Consider the following 19,758-nt stretch of genomic DNA (forward strand, 5'->3'; position numbering starts at 1 on the left):
CGCCGTTCAGTAAGGTGGCTTGTCGAGGCCCTTCGGGCTGCCGGTGAAGATCTCGTTCCCGGTCTCGGTGATGCCGATCGAATGTTCGAACTGGGCGCTCAACGATTTATCACGCGTCACGGCGGTCCAGCCGTCGTTCAACACCTTGGCATGCGGGCGGCCGCCATTGATCATCGGTTCGATGGTGAAGAACATGCCCGGCTTCAGCAGCGGCCCAGTCCCGGCCTTGGCCGCGTGAATCACTTCGGGTGCATCGTGGAACAGGCGGCCCAGCCCGTGGCCGCAGAATTCGCGCACCACGCCATAGCGATACTGGCGGGCATGGGCTTCGATCGCGGCGCCGATATCGCCGACGCGCGCGCCCGGCTGCGCGGCCTCGATGCCGAGCATCAGGCATTCGTACGTCACTTCGACCAGCCGCTTCGCCTTGAGCGAAGGCTCCCCTGCAAAGAACATCCGGCTGGTATCGCCGTGCCAGCCGTCGAGCAGCGGGGTCACGTCAATATTGAGAATGTCCCCGTCCTTGAGCGGCTTTTCACCGGGGATCCCATGGCAGACGACGTGGTTGATCGAGATGCAGCTGCTATGCGTATAGCCGCGATAGCCGAGCGTTGCAGGCGCAGCGCCGCCATCCAGCATCAGCTCGCGGATCTTGTCGTCGATCGCGGCGGTGGTCACGCCCGGCTCTACCATCGGGGCGACTTCGTCGAGGATCTGCGCTGCCAGCCGTCCGGCGCGGCGCATGCCTTCGAAACCCTCTTCGCCATGCAGCTTGATGGTGCCGTCGCGATAGACGGTCTCGCGCCCGTCGATTTCCTGATATTCTGTCATGGCGCGCGATGTAGCGATCAATCGCCCGAAATGCGAGCTTGCTTCTGCGGAGCCCGGCTGAAGGCCTCGACATAGTCGGGATGGACCGCGTCGATGACGGCGGAATCGACCGGAAAGGTAAATTCGTACGATCCCTCGGCATAGGGCCCCGCGACGTAGGGGCCGATCAGAATGCCGATCCTGTCGAAAGTCTGCGTGTTGCTCGATCCCAGAAGCACCGTCACTTCGCGCGGTTCGGGACATGTGTTGAAGGCGTTGTCCGACTGCGGATCGACCGCTTCGCCGCGACGCGTGGCCCGTTCCGCGTCGAGAGCGTCGCAGAATCTACCCCACAACGCAGTCTTGAAAGCGGCGGCGCTGCGGAACAGGTCGAGCGGGGCGCGGGCGGTATCGGCGCGCTTGTCCCAGACCAGGCTGTCATACCCGTAATTGGGATGCGCCCCGCCGGTATAGGAATAGATCAAGGCCGAAAGGCTCAGCCAGTCGGTAATGTCGGCAACCGTCTCCCACTCCTTTTCCGCAGCGTGAGGGCGAAACTCCCACCCCTCCCCGCGCGCGGCTGCCTGATCCTCCGCCGCCATTGCCTGCGCTTCGCCAAGAGCGGTCTGCGCCTCGCTTTCGAACCGCGCCGCCAGCTTTGGAATGGCATTCGCCGCTGCCGGCCAGGTGTGCGAAAATTCGGCCCGCTCGTTCTGGAGCTCGACCGCGCCGGGCTCGGCATCGGTATCATTCGCGGCATCGGCGACCGGTCGATCCGTCGTTGAGCCTGCGCCCTCTTCCAGGCCCACTTTGGCCTCGTATTCCTGCGCTTCGCTGCAGGCACCGCTCGCCAGCACACTCGACAGCAGCAAGGGAATCAGGAACAGGCGCATCGGGGGTGGGTTTCCTGTGCGAAGATTGACGTGAGGGAATAGAAGTATGAACGGCATTATGAACGCGGGCGAAGCATTGATCCAGCCCGATCGCGGGCAGGACGCGATCGCGATCCACCTGACCGATAGAAACGGCTTCGAGGGTTTCGCAAAAGGCTTGAACGCCGCCCAGCGAGCAGCGCTCGGAGCGCAGAAATTCGACGGGAGCGGCTATCAGACCGCGATCGTGCCCGATGGGGAAAGCTGGTTCGCCGTCGGCGGCGTGGCCGATCCGCAAAGCCTGTCGAGCTGGTGCCTCGCAAAGTTGGCCGAGGTCCTCCCCGAAGGCACCTATCGTTTGGCGAAGGATGCGTCGGGCGGCGATCCCGGCCCGGCGCTGCACGGCTGGCAGACCGCACAATACGTGTTCGATCGCTACAAAAAGCCGGAAAAGCCCACCGGGCCGCGCATTCTCCTGACCGAGAAGGCAGGCCGCATCGATGCGGTCCGCGCCGAGGCAGAAGCCGTCTGCCTGGTGCGCGATCTGGTCAACACGCCCGCAGAGGACATGGGGCCGGAAGCGCTGGAGGAGCGGATAGAGGCGCTTGCGAAGACCCACGGTGCCACGCTCGAAACAGTGCGCGGCGATGCGCTCGAACGCTGCTACCCCATGGTCCACGCCGTCGGCCGGGCTGCAGCGCGCCGCCATGCGCCGCGCCTGATGCATCTTACCTGGGGCAAGGAAAGCGACCCCGTGCTGGCCGTGGTCGGCAAGGGCGTCTGCTTCGATTCGGGCGGGCTCGACATCAAGGGCGCGTCGGGCATGATGCTGATGAAGAAGGATATGGGCGGCGCGGCGCATGCGATCGCGCTGGCCGGACTGATCATGGAGGCGGGCCTCAAGGTGCGGCTGCATCTGCTGGTGCCCGCGGTCGAGAATGCGATTTCGGGCGAAAGCTTCCGCCCCGGCGACGTGCTGTCTTCGCGAAAGGGGCTGACTGTCGAGATCGGGAACACCGATGCCGAGGGTCGCTTGATTCTGGGCGATGCCCTGACCCGTGCGAGCGAGGAGAATCCTGATCTGATCCTCGATTTCGCCACGCTGACCGGTGCGGCGCGCGTGGCGCTGGGTCCGGACCTCCCCGCCCTGATGGCCCGCAATGATGCGACGGCGGATGCGCTGATCGCGGCGGGCAAGGCGCATGACGATGCGCCGTGGCGTCTGCCTTTGCCCGAAGCCTACCGCGAATATCTGGCCTCCGACATCGCGGACACCAATAATGCGGCGAGCAACGGCTTTGCCGGGGCCAGCGTGGCCGGATTGTTCCTCGACAAGTTCGTCGGCGAAGGTATCGATTGGGCGCATTTCGATACCTATGCTTGGCGCCCGCAGGCCAAGCCCGGTCGCCCAAAGGGCGGCGATGCCTACGGCCTGCGCGCGGCGTGGCACATGCTCAAGGATCGCTACGGGTCGTAAGAGGGCGCAACGCCCGGTCATGCAGCCGAACTTGCGAGCCGCGCCCGAGGCGGCTAAGCGCGCCAGATTCAATCCATCAACAGGTACGATCGCCCGACTTCCGTGAGCAGGCCCGCAGACTATTCGCTTCCGACCGAAACGGTGGGCCTGACCGGTCCGGTGCGCAAACCCGCGCCCGGCACGAAGCCCTTGCGTGGCGATCTGGCGCATATCGCGCTGGCGGGCCAATATCTCGCGACGCAATATGTCGTTCCCCTCTGCCGCAAGATAGGCCCGAACAGCGTCCAGTTGCGGCTCGCCATGCGCGAAGACGCGGATATCGGGGCCAGCCTTCCCGCCGGGACGCCGGTCGAGTTGCTCGATTGCGCGGGCGAATGGGCGTGGATTGCCTGCGGACCCGAAGGGCCGAGCGGCTATGTCCAGCTCGGCGCACTCGAACCGACGGAATAGCCCATGGCCGACCGGATCTTCATCGACGGCGCCGCCGGAACCACCGGCCTGGAAATTCTCGACCGCCTGAACGGCCGTAGCGAATTCGAGCTCATCCAGCTCGACGCAGCGCACCGCAAAAGCGCGGAGGCCCGGCGCGAGGCGCTGAACGAGGCCGATATCGCGATCCTGTGCCTGCCCGACGATGCGGCGCGCGACGCGGTCGAACTGCTCGATCCTGCAAAAGGCACGCGCATCATCGACGCATCGAGCGCGCATCGCACCACCGAAGGCTGGTGCTACGGTTTTCCCGAACTGGTCGGCCGCGAACGCGTGGCCGATGCGCGCCGGGTCAGCAATCCCGGCTGCTATCCCACCGGTTTCCTCGGCCTCGTCGCTCCGCTGGTGCGCGAAGGACTTCTCCCCGCCGATTGGCCTTTCACCGTCAACGCCGTCAGCGGCTATTCGGGCGGCGGCAAGGCGATGATCGCGGATTTCGAAAGGGACGATGCGCCGGGCTTTCGCGCCTACGGGTACGATCTTCGCCACAAGCACTTGCCCGAAATGCAGGCGCGGGCCGGATTGGAGCATTCGGTGCTGTTCGCCCCTGCGGTCGTGCCGGTCTATCGCGGTATGATCGTCGAGGTGCCGCTGCATCTCGGCGCCATGGCGGGCGAACCCCATGCCGACGATCTGCGCGCTAGCCTGGCCGATTTCTACACCGGATCGTCGGTCGTGTCGGTGCGTCGCGACGGAAATCCAAGCGAACTCGTGCTTCAGCGGGAGGCCGAGCCTTGGGACGGGATGGAATTGTTCGTTTTCGGCAATGAGGGCGGCAGCAACGCCCGCCTCGTCGCCCGGCTCGACAATCTCGGCAAGGGCGCGAGCGGGGCGGCGATCCAGAATCTCAACCTGATGTGCGGCCTGCCGGAAACGACGGGTCTGTCGCCCTAGCCTGCCTGTTTTTCAGGCAGCGCTCGCCCGGTGTTTGGGCAGCAGATCGTCGCATGAGGCGATCCGATTTCAAGCCCGGCTCGCCCGACTATGCAAAAGATACCGGAATGCGCCCTTTGCCGCGCGCTTTCGATCCTCTAGGCTACCTGCGAGCGGGTCGAAACGATCTGGCACGATTCTTGGTAATCGATCCTTAAGGATCGCCCGGATCGGCGAACCGCGCAGCGCCGAAACGCCTTACAGGTTGGGGGAATTCCCGGTTTCATGAAGAAGATCGAAGCGATCATCAAACCCTTCAAGCTCGACGAGGTGAAGGAGGCGCTGCACGAAATCGGCGTGTCCGGCATCACAGTGACCGAAGCGAAGGGCTTCGGCCGCCAGAAGGGCCACACCGAACTCTATCGCGGCGCGGAATACGTCGTCGACTTCCTCCCCAAGGTGAAGCTCGAAGTCGTGGTGAGCGACGATATCGCCGAACGCACCGTCGAAGCGATCGCCGCCGCCGCTCAGACCGGCCGGATCGGGGATGGAAAGATCTTCGTCTCCTCCCTCGAAAGCGCGCTGCGCATCCGCACCGGCGAACGCGACGACGACGCCATTTAACGCCAACACCCAAGAGACATCCCGCCGCGAGGCGTAACTCGAAACCAGCAAGGAAATTGATCACATGAGCAATGCAAGCGACGTCCTCAAGCGTATCGAAGACGAAGGCATCGAATGGGTGGATCTTCGCTTCACCGATCCCAAGGGCAAGTGGCAGCACCTGACCATGGTCGCCAAGACGCTCGACGAGGATCAGCTCGAAGACGGGCTGATGTTCGACGGCTCCTCGATCGCGGGCTGGAAGGTCATCAACGAAAGCGACATGATCCTGAAGCCTGACCTCGAGCGGGTCTATGTCGATCCCTTCAGCGCCGAGCCGATGCTCATCGTGTTCTGCGACATCGTGGAGCCCTCCACCGGCGAATGGTATGCCCGCGACCCGCGCACCACCGCCAAGCGCGCCGAGGCGTTCCTGCAATCGACCGGCGTGGGCGACACCGTGTATGTCGGCCCGGAAGCCGAATTCTTCATGTTCGACGATGTCCGCTTCGAAGACGGCTATGCCGGCTCGGGCTACACGCTCGACGATATCGAGCTGCCGACCAATTCCGGCCGCGAATACGAAGCGGGCAACATGGCTCACCGTCCCCGCGCCAAGGGTGGCTATTTCCCCGTCGCGCCGGTGGACAGCGCGGTCGACATCCGTGGCGAGATGGTCTCGACCATGATCGAAATGGGCCTGCCCTGCGACAAGCATCACCACGAAGTCGCCGCCGCGCAGCACGAGCTGGGCCTCACCTATTCGACCCTGGTCGAAACCGCCGACAACATGCAGATCTACAAGTATGTCGTGCACCAGGTCGCTCATGCCTACGGCAAGTCGGCGACCTTCATGCCCAAGCCGATCAAGGACGATAACGGTTCGGGCATGCACACCCACTTCTCGATCTGGGATGGCGGCAAGCCGACCTTCGCTGGCAATGGCTATGCCGGCCTTAGCGACAATTGCCTCTATTTCATCGGCGGAGTCATCAAGCACGCCAAGGCGCTGAACGCCTTCACCAACCCGACCACCAACAGCTACAAGCGTCTGGTGCCGGGCTTCGAAGCGCCGGTCCTGCTCGCCTATTCGGCGCGCAACCGTTCGGCTTCGTGCCGCATCCCCTACGGTGCGGGCGAGAAGGCGAAGCGCGTGGAATTCCGCTTCCCCGATGCGATGGCCAATCCCTACCTCGCCTATGCCGCCTTGCTGATGGCGGGCCTCGACGGGATTACCAACAAGATCCATCCGGGCGAAGCGATGGACAAGAACCTCTACGATCTGCCGCCCGCCGAACTGGCCGACGTGCCGACCGTGTGTGGTTCCTTGCGCGAAGCGCTGGAGAACCTGGAGGCCGATCACGACTTCCTGCTGAAGGGCGATGTCTTCACCAAGGACCAAATCGACGCCTATATCGAACTGAAGTGGGACGAAGTCCTGCGCGTCGAAACGACGCCGTGCGCGGCCGAGTTCGATATGTACTATTCCGCTTAACCTTTAGCGGTTAAAGGCCAGCCTTCACCGAGCGGGGCGTCCGGAGCGATCCGGGCGCCCCAATTTTTTGTCCGGCTGCCTTAGGATCCTGTCGCGAGCGACTTTACTCGGCAAAAAACCATTTTCCTACAGGCCCATTGCGCGACTACTTGCTCCGCCTCCCTCGATTCGGCGCTGGAGGCCCCCGATGATCCGCAAGCCTTTGTTCGACTTGATCCGCCGCCTGCTCGGCCGCCCCTTTCGGCAGGACGAGGTCGATCTGATCGACGCGGCACTCGACGATCTCGACGATCCGGATTCCAAATTCCTCCACCCCCACACCATCGGCCCCGGCGGTATCGCGCTGATCAAGCATTTCGAGGGCTGTGCCCGGCGTCGCGACGACGGAATGGTGGCGGCCTATCCCGACCCCGGGACGGGCGGCGCTCCATGGACGATCGGCTGGGGCTCGACCGGGCCGGGAATCGGACCGGATACGGTATGGACTCAGGACCAGTGCGATGAACGATTCGCCCGCGATCTCGAAGGATATGCCGCCGAAGTCGCGGATGCGATCGGCGATGCTCCGACCACGCAGGCGCAATTCGATGCGCTCGTCAGCTTCCATTACAACACCGGCGCGATCGGTCGGGCGAGACTGACGCGACTGCATCGCGCCGGCGATCACTCGGCGGCGGCACGCGAGTTTGCCCGCTGGATACACGCTGGCGGAAGGGTTCTGCGCGGCCTCGTGAAACGCCGGGACGCAGAAGCACAGCTTTACCGATTCGACCGCTAATCCTTTTCTCGGACGCTCGTCTCGACTCGTCGTTACTGTGGAACCGGGTGCGAAATACGCCGTTGGGTTTCCGATCAGGAGTTAACAAATGCGTATTCTTACCAGCAGTGTAGCGATCCTCGCTCTCGCCGCGACAGGCGCGATCGCCCAAGGAAACGGCAAGGGCAACGGACAGGGAAATGGTGGCAACGATCGCGGCGGCCCGCCCGCCGCTGCCCAGGCCGGACCCGACGCGAAGGGCAATCGTGGAAACGGCAACAATAAGGGCAATGGCAACGCCGAACGCGGCGGTCCGCCGGTTCAGGCCGAACGGGGCAATGGAAACGCGGGCAACCCCAACGCGCGAAATGGCAATGGCAATGGAAACGGCAATGCCGGTGTCCGCACGCTCGAACGCGGCAACGGCCAAGGGGCAGCCAAGCAGATCGAGCGCGATTTGCGCGGAAATAACGGCAACGGAAACGGCAATCGCAACGCTGCGAACAATCGCGGCAACGGCGCGAATGACGGGCGCATTCTCGATCGCACGCTCGACCGGACCCGGGACCACTATATTCAGACCGAAGGCCGTTATGGCGGAACCTTCGGCTATGCGCCCTCGGTGATCGACGGGTGTCCGCCGGGATTGGCGAAGAAGAACAATGGCTGCCAGCCTCCGGGCCTTGCGCGTCAGCGCGCGCCTTACGGTTCGATCTACCAACCCTCACTTTTCGGGTTGTCGGGTTATGATCGCGGCAATTACTTCTACGACGATGGCTATCTGCTGCGGCGCAGTGGGTCGGATATTGCCGGTTATATTCCCCTGCTCGGCGGTGCGCTGGCGATCGGAAACCAGTGGCCGAATTCTTATGGCAGCAGCAGCCTTCCCGATTATTACGTCGATTATTACAGTCTGGGCGGGCCGCAGAACTATCGTTACGCCGACGATGTGATCTATCGCGTCGATCCGACGACGAGCGCGATCCAGTCGATCGCGGCGCTGCTGACGGGCGATCAATTTACCGTCGGCCAGCCGATGCCGCGTGGCTATGACGTCTACAACGTCCCCTCCGCCTATCGCGATCGCTATTACGACACGCCCGAAGCCAATTATCGCTACTCGGACGGATACGTGTACCGGGTCGATCCGCAGACCCAGCTGGTGGCCGCAGCCATCGACCTGCTGACCTGAACCGGAGTTTCATAATGTTCAATCGCACTTGGCGCTCTCTGGCGCTCGTCACTCTGCCTGCCAGCCTGGCTCTCGCGGCATGCAGCTCCGAACCGGGGGAAGCCCCTGCAACCGAAGCGACCGATCGGGACACGGTCGCTCAAGCGATCGCCTCTGCGGGCAATCTTTCGACACTGTCCGGCGCTCTTACCGACGCGCAGCTTGCCGGAGTTCTCGATGGATCGGGCAGCTATACGATCTTCGCTCCGACCGACGAGGCGTTCGCGGCCCTGGGCGAAAGCGGCCAGCTGCTGCTCGAAGTCGAACAGCGCCCACTCCTCGTCGGCCTGATGCGCGAACATATCGTGCCTGGCCATATCACGCCCGACGCAATCCGCCAGGCGATCGACGCGGAGGGCGGCCCGGTCACCATGACAACCATGGGCGGCGGATCGCTGACTTTCTCACGCGAAGGAGACGCGATCAGCGTTTCGCGCGATGGCACTAACAGCGCGACCTTCGCAAGCGAGGGCACGGAAGCCGGAAATGGAGTCGTCATCCCAATCGATGCCGCTCTGATTCCTCAGGGCGCCACGAATGCGGGTGCCAGCGACGAGACCGGTGCCGCCGCTCAGTAATCGCGACTGATTTCGGCCACCACGCTTTCGCGGCCGATCGTCGATACCGAAGCGAGCAGCGCCAGCCAGCTCGTGATGCGGAATTCGACTTCGGTCGCGGAATAGCCTCTGCCGTCAGTGATGATCTCGACATAGAACCGGCGGCCGAAATTCTTGCCCAGTGCAATTCCGGTTCCGCGATCGAGCGCCGGATCCGCGCTGACGATACGCAGCCGATCGAGCCCGATCGCGCTGCGCAATTGATTGATCGGATCCATCCCGCCCCCACCACGCAAGGACGCGACCGCCGCGCCCAATTGCAGCGCATCGGTAGCGGACAGGTTCGTGATCGATCCGCCGAACAGGAGGCGGGCGAGAATTTCCTCTTCGGGCAGAGCCGGGTTCGAACTGAAAGTGATTTCGGGTTCTTCCGAACTGCCCACGACGCGCACCTCCACCTCGATCCCGTCGCGCTCGCTTTCCGCGCGGATATCGAGACTGGGATCGATGGGGCGCGTGACGTCGAACTCGATCATTCCGCGCGACAATTCGAACCGTGTTCCGGCAAAGGTGTAATCGCCTCGCACCACGCGCGCCTCGCCACCGATGCGCGGATCGTCCGTCGTTCCGCGCAGACGGATATCGGCGCCCCATTCGCTGTCGAGCCCCATCCCGTCGACGTCGATACGATTGTTGCCCCGCGCATCGATCAGGTACCGCCAGGGCCGTCCGGGGGCCACGCGCTGGCCGATATCGGCGGGCCGATTGATCTCGCGCGTGGCGATGCGGGGCAGGCGCATATCCTCGGCAGCCGTGGCAAGTTGCCAGCTCGCGCGGTTGATCCGTACTCTGCCTGCGATTGTCCCGCCGAAACCGTCGGAAACGATGCGCAAGGGGCCGGTCACCGTCGCTTCGATGCCGTTGGCGTCGAGGAGTTTCGCGTTCGCCGCAGCCGCCTTGAGGTCGAGCTTGGGGCCGCGCGCTTCGAGGAAACGGCCCTGCACGCGCTCCCCCAGCCCTTCCAGATCGACCGTTCCGCTGCCCGTGACCGTTCCGCCATTGGGCGCGGTGCCCTTGAAGCGCAGCAGGCGCAGGCGCGATCCGGCGAAATTGCCGCGCACGGCAACATCGCGAATATCCGTGCCCGATAGAGAGCTTCGCACTCGTAGCGCCGTGCTGCGCAGCGACCCGCGCACGCGCGGATTGGCGAGCGTACCGGTCGCGTCCGCTGCAATGGCGACCGGGCCGGTAAGGTCGAAGGCATCCACTGCCGCAAGCCTCCACAGGCTCTCCGCTGCGCCCTGATACCGCAATTGCGCCCGCAACGCGCCGCGCCGCAATCGCTCGTCGAGCGTTCCGTCCTGCGGCAATCCGGCAATCACGGCCTGGATCCGTCCGCGCCTGATATCCTGGTTCTCCACCACTGCGCGGGCCTCCAGCCGGTTCGCAGTCAGATTGGCGACCAGCGCGAGGTCGACCGGTCGGCTCGACAAGACGAGGCCCGAGCGTGCCAGATCGTCGACCTTTACGCGCGCCTGGCCCCGCGGCAATCCATCGGCGCCCTTCGCGAATTCGATCCGGCCCGAAATCGTGCCACCGAGGCCCAAATCGGGCACGGCGATATCGGTGAGCGAAAGCGGCATCTGCGAAAGGGCCAGATCGAATGCGGTTTCGCCGCCTCCGAACCGTCCTGATGCAAGCACGCCGCCTTTGCCGAACTTCACCAGAGTGCGGTCCATTCGCCAGCCGCCATCCTCCAGCTTCGCGAACACGGCGCGGCGCGGCATGGTAATGCGCCGTCCGGCAAATTCGCCCTGCGCCGCCAGCGTGATCCGTTCGGGCGCGATGCCTGCTTTCAGATCCATCGCGAAGCTGCCGCTGCGGCGTCCGGCGATCGAAGCATCAATCGTGCCGCGCCCATTCGTCACTTCGCCCTGCGCAGCGAAGCGACCGATGAAGAGCGTTCCGTAGGTAAGACCCGCGCCGCGCGTAGTGCCGGACACGGTCGAATTGCCATCCGCGATCAGCCCGCGCGCATCGACCGTCGCGCGCGCGATCGTGATCGGAGTGACACCGCCGAACACCGCGTTGCGCGCTTCCAGATCGAGGTCGAAACCCTGCCCGCCGCCGCGCGGCGCCAGCGCTATCGTGCCATCCAGACCTCCGCCCGCCAGCGCCAGATCGCCGGCAATGCCACCGTCCGTCAGCGTCAGATCGCCGCGCACGTCCGTATTCGAGACGCTGAGCCGTTCGATCGCGATCCGCGTCGGCCCGTCACCCGGAGCGAGCAAGGTCAGCACGCCGTCGAACGGGCCGAGCGTGGAGCCGCCCTCGGTCTCGATCCGGAATCCGTCCCCGTCCGGCGCTATCGCGAGGCGCACATCGCGCAAACCTGCGGCAGGCAGAGGATCGGCGAAAACCAGCACGGCCTCCGGCCCGCCGGGCGCAAGCCGTCCTTCGATCGTGAACGGCCCGTAATCGACATGGCGACCAGTCCCGGCCAGCGTCGTCACACCCTGCGCGATCGTCCCGTCGAGCCGCGCCGTCAGCTTGCTCGCGGCGACGTTGAGACCGTCGAAGCGCAAAGGCGCGCCGGAGCCGAACTGCAATCCGCCGCGCAGCCGGATCGGCTCGCCCGCCAGATTGGCCAGCGTCGCATTCGTCACCGGGTTCACTCGTGCATCGAGATCGGCGCGCACCTGCCAGGTTCCGGGTGCGATAGTTGCTCTGATCCGGGCCGAACCGCTCGCCCGCCCGATATCGTCGAAGGCGACCTGCTGGGCGCGCACACCGCCTGCAATGCCGAACAGGCCGCGCGCCAGATCGCCCTGCACCGCGACATCCGCACTCGCCGTGGGAAACCGCAGAGCGAGATTTTCGGCGGTCAGTCTGCGTCCGCTGAGCACGGCCGTGCCGCGAACCGTGCCGTTCGCCAGCCTGGGATCGAGAAGCGAATTTCCAGTCGTAATGCGCGCCAGCCGGGCGTCGAGCGGGAAGGTCCAGCGCGAACCGTCATAGCGCGCAGTGCCCCGCTGGACGAGATCGGCGATGCGCGTGCCGCCGCTGACCACCTGCCCGACTTCCAGCGTGTGATCGACAGCGAGATCGCGGAACGCACCGTCGATAGTCGCCGCGAGTCGGGCACTCTCAAGCCGGATACCGCCGAACAGGCCGGGATCGCGTAATGTGGCGGACAGCGCGAGTTCGTCCACGCGATTTTCGGCGAGATCGATCAGCCCTTCGGCCTGCGCAGCGAAGGCGGGCGCCGAGACGGCATAGGTCCCGTCAATCCGGCGATTGTCGATTCGCGCTTCGGCCCTCACCGACACGGTCCCGTCGAACATGTCCGCCAGCAGTCCTTCGAGCGCAGGCGCAGGTGTCGCTTGGCCGAGCAGGCCGAAACGACCGGCGCGATTGGTGATCCGGAACGCTGCGAAGCGCTCGTCTCCCCGTCGCACCAACAGCGATCCGTCCCATCGGCTCCAGCTGCCATCACCGACGATGCGCGCACGATACGGCGCTTCGGCGCCCAGCAGCCGCGCGATGGCCCCGGTTTCGGGCGCGACGTAATTCAGGCCGAGATCGAAGCGGTCCCGGTCGGGTGCGGCATCGATCAGAGCGGCAAAGCGATCGCCCGATCCCATCGAGCCGCGCGTATCGACCTTCAGCCGACGATCTCGCAGCTGGACCTCTGCGAGCAGATCGAGCGTCTCGGCCCGGCCGCCCAGGATGCCTTCGGCAAGCGTCAGGCGTTCGATGGCCAGCCTGTCTATCGCGATATCGAAACCGGGCAGGATCGGCCCGTCCTTCTCGCTGGGCAAAAATTCGGGCAGGCGCATCAGCGTGGCGCGCCGCGCGGTGAATTCGTCGATATCGAGCGTATTGCGCAGCCATGCGCCCGGATTCCAGTCCACCTCCGCTTCCGGGATAGTCATGAACGGTCCGGTCGGATCGGAGAGCACCACATCGTGAAGCGTGGCGCGACCGTAGAGATTGCCCTCGATCCGCCCGATACGGATATTGAGCCCGTTGGGCAGCGTGCGCGCCGCAATGCGGTCCGCCAGAAAACGCTCCCCGACGGGCGTGTTGAGCGTGACGACCGCTGCGACGATTAGCAACAGGACAGCCGCCGCAATCCCGGCCAACCATTTCGTGGACCGGCCCGCAATCGCGCGCTTGCGGCCCTTTGGACGCGCCGCATCGTTGGGCGCCGTTTCGACTTCGGCTTCGGGTAGCGTCTCCTCGTCCATCAGAACGCCTGACCGAGCGAGACGTAGACCGCGACCGGACTGTCATTGGGCCCGGGGTTGAGCGGAACGCCGACATCGACGCGCAAGGGACCGAAGCCGGTGTAATAGCGCAAGCCCACGCCGACCCCCAGCTTGATCTCCTCGAAATCGGGGATCACGTCCGGACTGACCGAGCCTGCATCGAGGAAGGGGACGACCGATACCGCGCCGTCGAAGAGCCCGGTGCGGATGCGCGCTTCGATCGCGCCTTCGACCACGCTGCGCCCGCCGCTGGGGTCGCCCAGAGTGTCGCGCGGGCCGATCTGGCGGAAGCCATAACCGCGCACCGATCCGCCGCCACCCGCGTAATAGCGGCGCGAGGGCGCGATGTTCTCCAGCTCGGTTCCGGGAATGGCGCCGAACGCGACGCGGCCCGCCACCACGACGCTGTCAGTGACCCGGCGATAGGTCGAGGCATCGGTCCGGGCGCGCAGATAGAAGCTCTGCGTTCCGCGATTGCGCGAAACCTCGGGGGACAGATTCGCCGAGACGCGGAAGCCCTCGGTCGGATCGAGCAGATCGTCGGTCGTATCGAGCTGGATGAAGCCGGGTATACCCGCGACGAGGAAGGTCGAACGCGGCGCCGCGACGCCATTGACCGCCGGAGGGCGTTCGTCCGTGGCGACCAATTCGACGCCTATCGACCAGCTGACGGGTTTCTGGAACAGCAGCGTCGAGCGCCGCTCATACGTCGCGAGAAGCCCCGCCGTGTTCGCGTCGAAAGCCGGGCTGTCGATCGTGCTGGCATAGGCATCGAGGCTCAGAATCCGGTCGCGCCCGCCGAAATTGTTCTTGCGCAGCCCGACGCCGAGCAATTGTTCCTGCGTCCCCAGGATACCGCGCACCTTCAGCGCGCCTTCCGGCGGGAAGAGATTGCGGTGCTCCCAACTCGCCGCGACGCGCACGCCTTCTTCCGAACCGTATCCGATCGCGCCTGCGATGGTGCGCAGGTCGGCGCGTTCGATCCCCACATCCATCGCCACCACGCCCGGCTCGTCGCCGCGCGGCGCGCTTACTTCGCGCGGGTCGATCGTGACTGAAGAAACCAGTCCGGTGGCCGTGATCGCACGGCGCAGATCGAGCTCCAGGCTGCGCTGGTAGATATCGCCCGGATCGAAACGCGCGATGGTGGCGAGGTGATCGCCGGACAGGAAATCCTCGTCGCTGCTGGTCACCGCGCCGAACACATATTTGCCGCCGGGCGTGACCGGCATGGTCAGATCGCCTTCATTGCGCTCGTGATCGATCAGCAGCTGCGGTTCGTCTATCCGCGCAAAGGCGTAGCCGAACTCGCCCAGCGCCGTGTCGAGGTCGAAGCGTTCGGTCTCGATCCGGTCGCTCTGCATCGGTTCGCCGCTCTCGATCTCGAAGGCGCGCCGCAAAGTTTCGGCATCCGGCGCCATGGCGAGCGCGCCCAGATCGATCGCGCCGAACCGATAGCGTTCGCCGGGAATGACATCGAACCGCACGGTAGGATTCGGCGTCGCGCCGTCATTCGCGCTTGCGCCGCCCGGTGCAGTCGTCCCGATGGAGCGCACGATCCGCCCGTCGTAAAACCCGTAGACCCGCAGCAATTCGGCCAGCAATTCCTCGTCCTCGCGGGCGCGCGCAGCGAGCTGGGCGATGTTCTCACCGTCTCCGTCCAGCTCCTCGATGGTGGAGAGGGCTTCGAACCGCTCCACGAAATCGCCGCGCTCGGTGAAGGGCGGATCGAGTTGCGGAAAGCCGAGCGTGAGCGAATCGTTGAGGCGCACAAGATCGGCCTCGGTAAAGGCCACATCCGGCCCGGCGACGTCGAGATCGGCGAACTGGATGTCCTCTTCGGGAAGGTCGATTTCGATCGGCGACAATTGGAGATCGTCCGGCCATTGTACCGAGATTTCCGGAGAGTCGTCCAACGGCGTTTCGGGATCAAGCTCGTCGATCTCTTCCCCGCCCAAATCCGTCTCGTCCGGACCTTGCCCGAATTCTTCAATGGCCCAGTCCTGCGGGTTCTCCACCGCGCTATCGGGGATCAGGTCTTCCAGGGCGGCGTCGGTCGCCTGATCCTGCGCCGCCAGCGGCATGGCTATGGCGAGCGTGAGAATTCCGCTCGCGCAGAGAAAGCGCCCGGCAACCGGCCGCAGAATCTTGCCGAAGGTTAGGACAAAAGCGTCAGCCGACGAAGTCGTAGCGTGCGGATTCCGACGCGTCAGAAGGCACGGCGTCCTTGCAGGCGCGGCCCTGAAGGCGTTCGGGCGAGCGCGAGGCGGTGGCGGAGGCGATGAGCCTCGTCTGCTCCTCATCCGAAATCCGCTCCCATCCCGACCGGGCAAGCCGCTCCAGCGGCCGGAACCTGACCTTGTATTGCATACGGTCCGACCCGGCGACCCAATAGCCGAGATAGACATATGGCAGCCCACGCTCTGCCGCCAACCGCATATGATCCAATATGATATAGGTGCCAAGCCCCGAACGCTCCGCATGGTCGGGATCGTAGAAGCTGTAGATCATCGACAGCCCGTCAGCCTGTACATCGGTGAGGCAGGCACCGACGAGACGGCCCGGACGTCCGTCTTCGGTAGGCTCACGATATTCGATGACGGTGCTGGTGACCGGCGTGTGCTCCACCATGTCGGCGAAGTCGGTTTCTTCCATATGCGTCATCCCGCCGCCCGGATGGCGAACGGAAAGATATTTCTGCAACAATTCGAACTGTTCCTCGGTCGCCCAGGGGCGGCAATCGGTCGCCACCAGATCGCGATTGGCCTTGATCAGCCGCTTCTGGCTGCTGGACGGACGGAATTCCGGCGCCACCACGCGCACCGAAACGCAGGCCTGGCAATCGAGGCAGCTGGGGCGATAGGCCACGGTCTGGCTGCGGCGGAAACCGATCCGGCCCAGCGCCTCGTTCAGCTCGTCCGCATTCTCGCCGCGCAATTCGGTGAACACCTTACGCTCGCTCTTGCCGGGCAGGTACGGACAGGGCGACGGGGCGGTCACGAAAAAACGGGGGAAGCGGATCGGTGCCGTCACGGCGGGCTGTCTCCTGGGCCTTTACGGACAGGGCGAAGGATGCCGCCCTTGTCTGGAGACATGTTTATGCCTGTTTCGATCCGCCGTTAAAAGGTTCTTAACCACGTTTTCTGCGTAGCCTTGATCCGATGGTCGCATTCGCGGAACGGGACGCGTGGTTAACGGCTGAAAAATCGCCCTCGCGTCAATCGACGGCGACTTCCTCGACCGAATAGCCTTTGTCGCGCAAGGCCGCGACCAGTCCGCGCATCTGCGCCTCGTCCCGGGCCTCGCACTCGATCTCGGTGAACAGCCCCTTGGCGGGCAGCGAGGTGAAGATGCGCTGGTGGTGGATTTCGAGAATGTTGACATTGTGCGCGTCGAACACGCCCATCACCCGGAACAGAGCGCCCGGCCGGTCCTGTAAGGTGATCCTGAGCCGCGCCATCCGTCCGCTGCGCACCAGATCGCGCAGCAGCACATTGGCGAGCAGGCGGGTGTCGATATTGCCGCCGCACAGCACCAGCCCGACCTTGCGCCCGGCGAAGCGTTCGGGATGGTCCAGCACTGCCGCTAGCCCCGCAGCGCCCGCGCCCTCGACCACGGTCTTTTCGATCTGCAGCAGCAGCGAGACCGCGTGTTCGAGCGCCGGTTCGTCCACCAGCAGCACTTCGTCGACCAGTTCCGCGATGATCTGCGAGGTGAATTCGCCCGGCGCCTTGACCGCGATTCCCTCGGCCAGCGTGTCCCCGCCGCAGGCCATGTCCTGCCCGCGCAGATGCGCGTACATGGACGGGAACAGCTTGGCCTGGACACCCACCATTTCGATCGCCGGGTTCAGCGCCTTGGCCACTGTCGCCATGCCGCTCATCAGGCCGCCGCCCCCGATGGGGACCACCAGACAGTCGAGATCGGGCTTGGCCTCCAGCATCTCCAGCGCCACCGTTCCCTGTCCTGCCGCGACATGCGGATGGTCGAAGGGGTGGACGAAAGTCAGCCCGCGCTCGCTTTCAAGCTTGCGGGCATGGGCATAGGCCTCGTCGAAGGTCTCGCCATATTGCTCGACCTTGCCGCCCACGCTCTCGGTCTGCATCACTTTGACGGTCGGCGTGGTCGTTGGCATCACGATCGTGACCGGCACGCCCAATCGCGTCCCGTGATAGGACAGGCCCTGGCTGTGATTGCCGGCAGATGCCGCAATCACGCCGCGCGAACGTTGCTCTTCCGGCAATTGCAACAGCGCGTTCAGAGCGCCGCGCTCCTTGTAGGCGGCGGTGAATTGCAGATTCTCGAACTTGAGCCAGATATCGGCGCCCGTGATCTTGGACAGCGTCTGCGAATGCAGCATCGGCGTTTCCACGATCTGCCCCGCGATACGCCCGGCGGCGGCGCGCACGTGATCGATGGTGAGAAGAGCGGTCGCCTTCTCGGAAATTGCGGTGCTGTCCTGCTGCTGGCTCATGGCCGGTGCCCTACGGCGCGCGGCCAATCGGCGCAATCGCGCAAAAATGCCGGATGGCTTCGCGCTTAGCCCTTCCGCAAGGCGCCCTTCCCCGATAACCCGTCACCCCATGACATCCATAAAGACCGCCCGCCGCCTGTTCCTCGCCAGCGCCTGCGCGCTCGCGACCGCACTCACCGCAACGCCCGCTCTCGCCGATCAGCTGATCGAGAATGTCGACGGCGTGCGGATCGACGAGGACGGCAATATCGACCGTTTTACCGCGCTGCTGATCGACGACGGCGGGCGCGTGAAGGCGGTTTACGACCGGAACGACAATCGCCCGCGCGACGTCGATTATCTGCTCGACGGGGAAGGTCGCGTCATGCTGCCGGGCCTGGTCGACGCGCATCTTCACGTGATGCAGCTCGGCATCGCGCAGCTCACGCTGGACCTGTCGGATACCAATTCGCTGGAAGAAGCACTCGACAAGATCCGTCGATTCGCAGCCGAAAATCCCGCCCGTCCGTGGATTTTGGGGCGCGGCTGGAATCAGGAGAAATGGGGCCTCGGTCGCTTCCCGACCGCTGCGGAACTCGACAGTGCGGTGTCCGATCGGCCCGTCTGGCTGAGCCGGGTGGACGGCCATGCCGCCTGGGGCAATACGCTGGCGCTCGAAGCGGCAGGCGTAAGCGCGGCCACCGCCGATCCGGAAGGTGGCCGGATCGAGCGCCTGCCCGGTTCGCGCAAGCCATCAGGCGTGTTCGTTGATGCCGCCGAAGCGCTGGTCCAGCGCGTGGTCCCCGCCCCGCGCCCCGCCGAGCGCGATATGGCTCTCTTGCGCGCGCAGGAACTGCTGCATTCGATGGGGATTACCGCCGCCGCCGACATGGGCACCAGCATGGACGATTGGCACACCTTCCGCCGCGCGGGCGATGGCGGGCGGCTGACATTGCGCATCATGTCCTACGCGACCGATGCCGATACGATGGAAGCCATCGCCGGTCCGCGCCCGACGCAATGGCTGTACGACGACAAATTGCGGCTCAACGGCATCAAGCTCTATCTCGACGGGGCGCTCGGTTCGCGTGGGGCCTGGCTGAAGCAGCCCTATGCCGACGATCCGGGCAATACCGGCCTGCCGTTGATGAGCCCGGCGCAATTGCGCAACGTTATGGTACGCGCCGCCAGCGGCCAGTTCCAGATCGCCGTCCACGCGATCGGGACCGCCGCCAATGCCGAAGCGCTGAATGCCGTCGCCGATATTTCCGACAGCTTTTCGGGCGATCGGCGCTGGCGGATCGAACATGCGCAGATCGTCGATCCGGTCGATATCCCGAAATTCGCGTCGGCCAAAGTGATTGCCTCGATGCAGCCGGTCCACCAGACCAGCGATCGCACGATGGCCGAAGCGCGCCTCGGCCCGAACCGGCTGGACGGCGCCTATGCCTGGAAGACGATCGCCGCGACGGGCGCAATGCTGGCTTTCGGTTCGGATGCGCCGGTCGAATCGCCCGATCCCTTCGCCGGACTCGCCGCTGCCTTCACGCGCACCGATGTGAACGGACAACCCTTCGGCGGCTGGCGGCCGCAGGAAGCGGTCAGCCGCGAACAGGCGCTCACCGCCTTTACCGCGAATGGATCCTATGCCGGGTTCGGCGAAGGGCGATTCGGCAAGCTGGTGGTCGGCGAACGGGCCGATTTCGTGCTGGTGGATCGCGATCCTTTGCTGGCCACGCCAGAACAGATCCGCGACACCATGGTGCTCGAAACCTGGGTGGGCGGGCGCCGGGTCTATGCAAAGGATGCCGAATGAGTCTTTGTCTACGGCGTCGGTCGGTCGGGGTTCCGGATCGCGTTAACCTCAGCT

The 19,758-nt window shown here is 64.8% G+C and carries 15 protein-coding genes; 9 read left to right on the forward strand and 6 right to left on the reverse strand.

Features of this window, described 5'->3' with window-relative positions; all coding sequences use genetic code 11:
• Positions 1-6 precede the first annotated feature (6 nt).
• Positions 7-831 (reverse strand): type I methionyl aminopeptidase, encoded by an 825-nt coding sequence (gene map, locus A3736_RS10005; RefSeq protein WP_067682497.1) that lies wholly within the window; start codon positions 829-831, stop codon positions 7-9.
• A gap of 17 nt (positions 832-848) precedes the next feature.
• Positions 849-1,703: a PdaC/SigV domain-containing protein gene (locus A3736_RS10010; protein ID WP_197465578.1), complete on the reverse strand. Its 855-nt coding sequence runs from the start codon at positions 1,701-1,703 to the stop codon at positions 849-851.
• A 58-nt stretch (positions 1,704-1,761) separates the two neighbouring features.
• Here A3736_RS10010 and A3736_RS10015 point away from each other — a divergent pair, with 58 nt between their 5' ends.
• The 8 genes from A3736_RS10015 (at position 1,762) to A3736_RS10050 (ending at position 9,185) form a co-directional block, all read left to right on the forward strand.
• Positions 1,762-3,159, forward strand: a complete 1,398-nt coding sequence (locus A3736_RS10015) for a M17 family metallopeptidase (protein ID WP_067682554.1) — start codon at positions 1,762-1,764, stop codon at positions 3,157-3,159.
• Between the two features lie 102 nt (positions 3,160-3,261).
• A complete protein-coding gene (locus A3736_RS10020) occupies positions 3,262-3,609 on the forward strand; it encodes a hypothetical protein (RefSeq protein ID WP_067682500.1) in 348 nt (115 codons plus the stop codon).
• A gap of 3 nt (positions 3,610-3,612) precedes the next feature.
• A complete protein-coding gene (gene argC / locus A3736_RS10025) occupies positions 3,613-4,542 on the forward strand; it encodes an N-acetyl-gamma-glutamyl-phosphate reductase (RefSeq protein ID WP_067682505.1) in 930 nt (309 codons plus the stop codon).
• 264 nt (positions 4,543-4,806) lie between these two features.
• Positions 4,807-5,145, forward strand: a complete 339-nt coding sequence (locus tag A3736_RS10030; protein ID WP_067682508.1) for a P-II family nitrogen regulator — start codon at positions 4,807-4,809, stop codon at positions 5,143-5,145.
• Between the two features lie 64 nt (positions 5,146-5,209).
• Complete coding sequence (gene glnA, locus A3736_RS10035; RefSeq protein WP_067682511.1) at positions 5,210-6,619, forward strand: type I glutamate--ammonia ligase; 1,410 nt, start codon at positions 5,210-5,212, stop codon at positions 6,617-6,619.
• A gap of 187 nt (positions 6,620-6,806) precedes the next feature.
• Entirely contained in the window at positions 6,807-7,397 is a 591-nt protein-coding gene (locus A3736_RS10040; protein WP_067682514.1) for a lysozyme, read from the forward strand.
• An 88-nt stretch (positions 7,398-7,485) separates the two neighbouring features.
• On the forward strand, positions 7,486-8,568 hold the full coding sequence (locus tag A3736_RS10045) for a hypothetical protein (RefSeq protein WP_067682517.1): 1,083 nt from the start codon (positions 7,486-7,488) through the stop codon (positions 8,566-8,568).
• Between the two features lie 14 nt (positions 8,569-8,582).
• Positions 8,583-9,185, forward strand: coding sequence for a fasciclin domain-containing protein (locus tag A3736_RS10050; RefSeq protein ID WP_067682520.1), 603 nt, complete (start codon positions 8,583-8,585; stop codon positions 9,183-9,185).
• Here the strand turns inward: A3736_RS10050 and A3736_RS10055 are convergent.
• The 4 genes from A3736_RS10055 to A3736_RS10070 all read right to left on the reverse strand — a co-directional run bounded on the left by A3736_RS10055 (position 9,179) and on the right by A3736_RS10070 (position 17,909).
• Positions 9,179-13,414 carry a translocation/assembly module TamB domain-containing protein gene (locus A3736_RS10055; protein WP_067682523.1) on the reverse strand — a complete coding sequence of 1,412 codons (4,236 nt, stop codon included), beginning with the start codon at positions 13,412-13,414 and terminating at the stop codon, positions 9,179-9,181. The genes A3736_RS10050 and A3736_RS10055 overlap by 7 nt on opposite strands.
• Positions 13,414-15,519, reverse strand: a complete 2,106-nt coding sequence (locus A3736_RS10060; RefSeq protein ID WP_067682526.1) for an autotransporter assembly complex family protein — start codon at positions 15,517-15,519, stop codon at positions 13,414-13,416. Before A3736_RS10060 ends, A3736_RS10055 begins: the two co-directional genes overlap by 1 nt.
• Positions 15,520-15,607: 88 nt before the next feature.
• Positions 15,608-16,468, reverse strand: coding sequence for an arginyltransferase (locus A3736_RS10065; protein ID WP_067682528.1), 861 nt, complete (start codon positions 16,466-16,468; stop codon positions 15,608-15,610).
• A gap of 184 nt (positions 16,469-16,652) precedes the next feature.
• Positions 16,653-17,909, reverse strand: coding sequence for a threonine ammonia-lyase (locus A3736_RS10070; protein ID WP_067682531.1), 1,257 nt, complete (start codon positions 17,907-17,909; stop codon positions 16,653-16,655).
• 109 nt (positions 17,910-18,018) lie between these two features.
• Here A3736_RS10070 and A3736_RS10075 point away from each other — a divergent pair, with 109 nt between their 5' ends.
• Positions 18,019-19,704 (forward strand): amidohydrolase, encoded by a 1,686-nt coding sequence (locus A3736_RS10075; RefSeq protein WP_067682535.1) that lies wholly within the window; start codon positions 18,019-18,021, stop codon positions 19,702-19,704.
• The last annotated feature ends 54 nt before the right edge of the window (positions 19,705-19,758 follow it).

The organism is Erythrobacter sp. HI0063 (genome assembly GCF_001635685.1).
Classification (GTDB): domain Bacteria; phylum Pseudomonadota; class Alphaproteobacteria; order Sphingomonadales; family Sphingomonadaceae; genus Qipengyuania.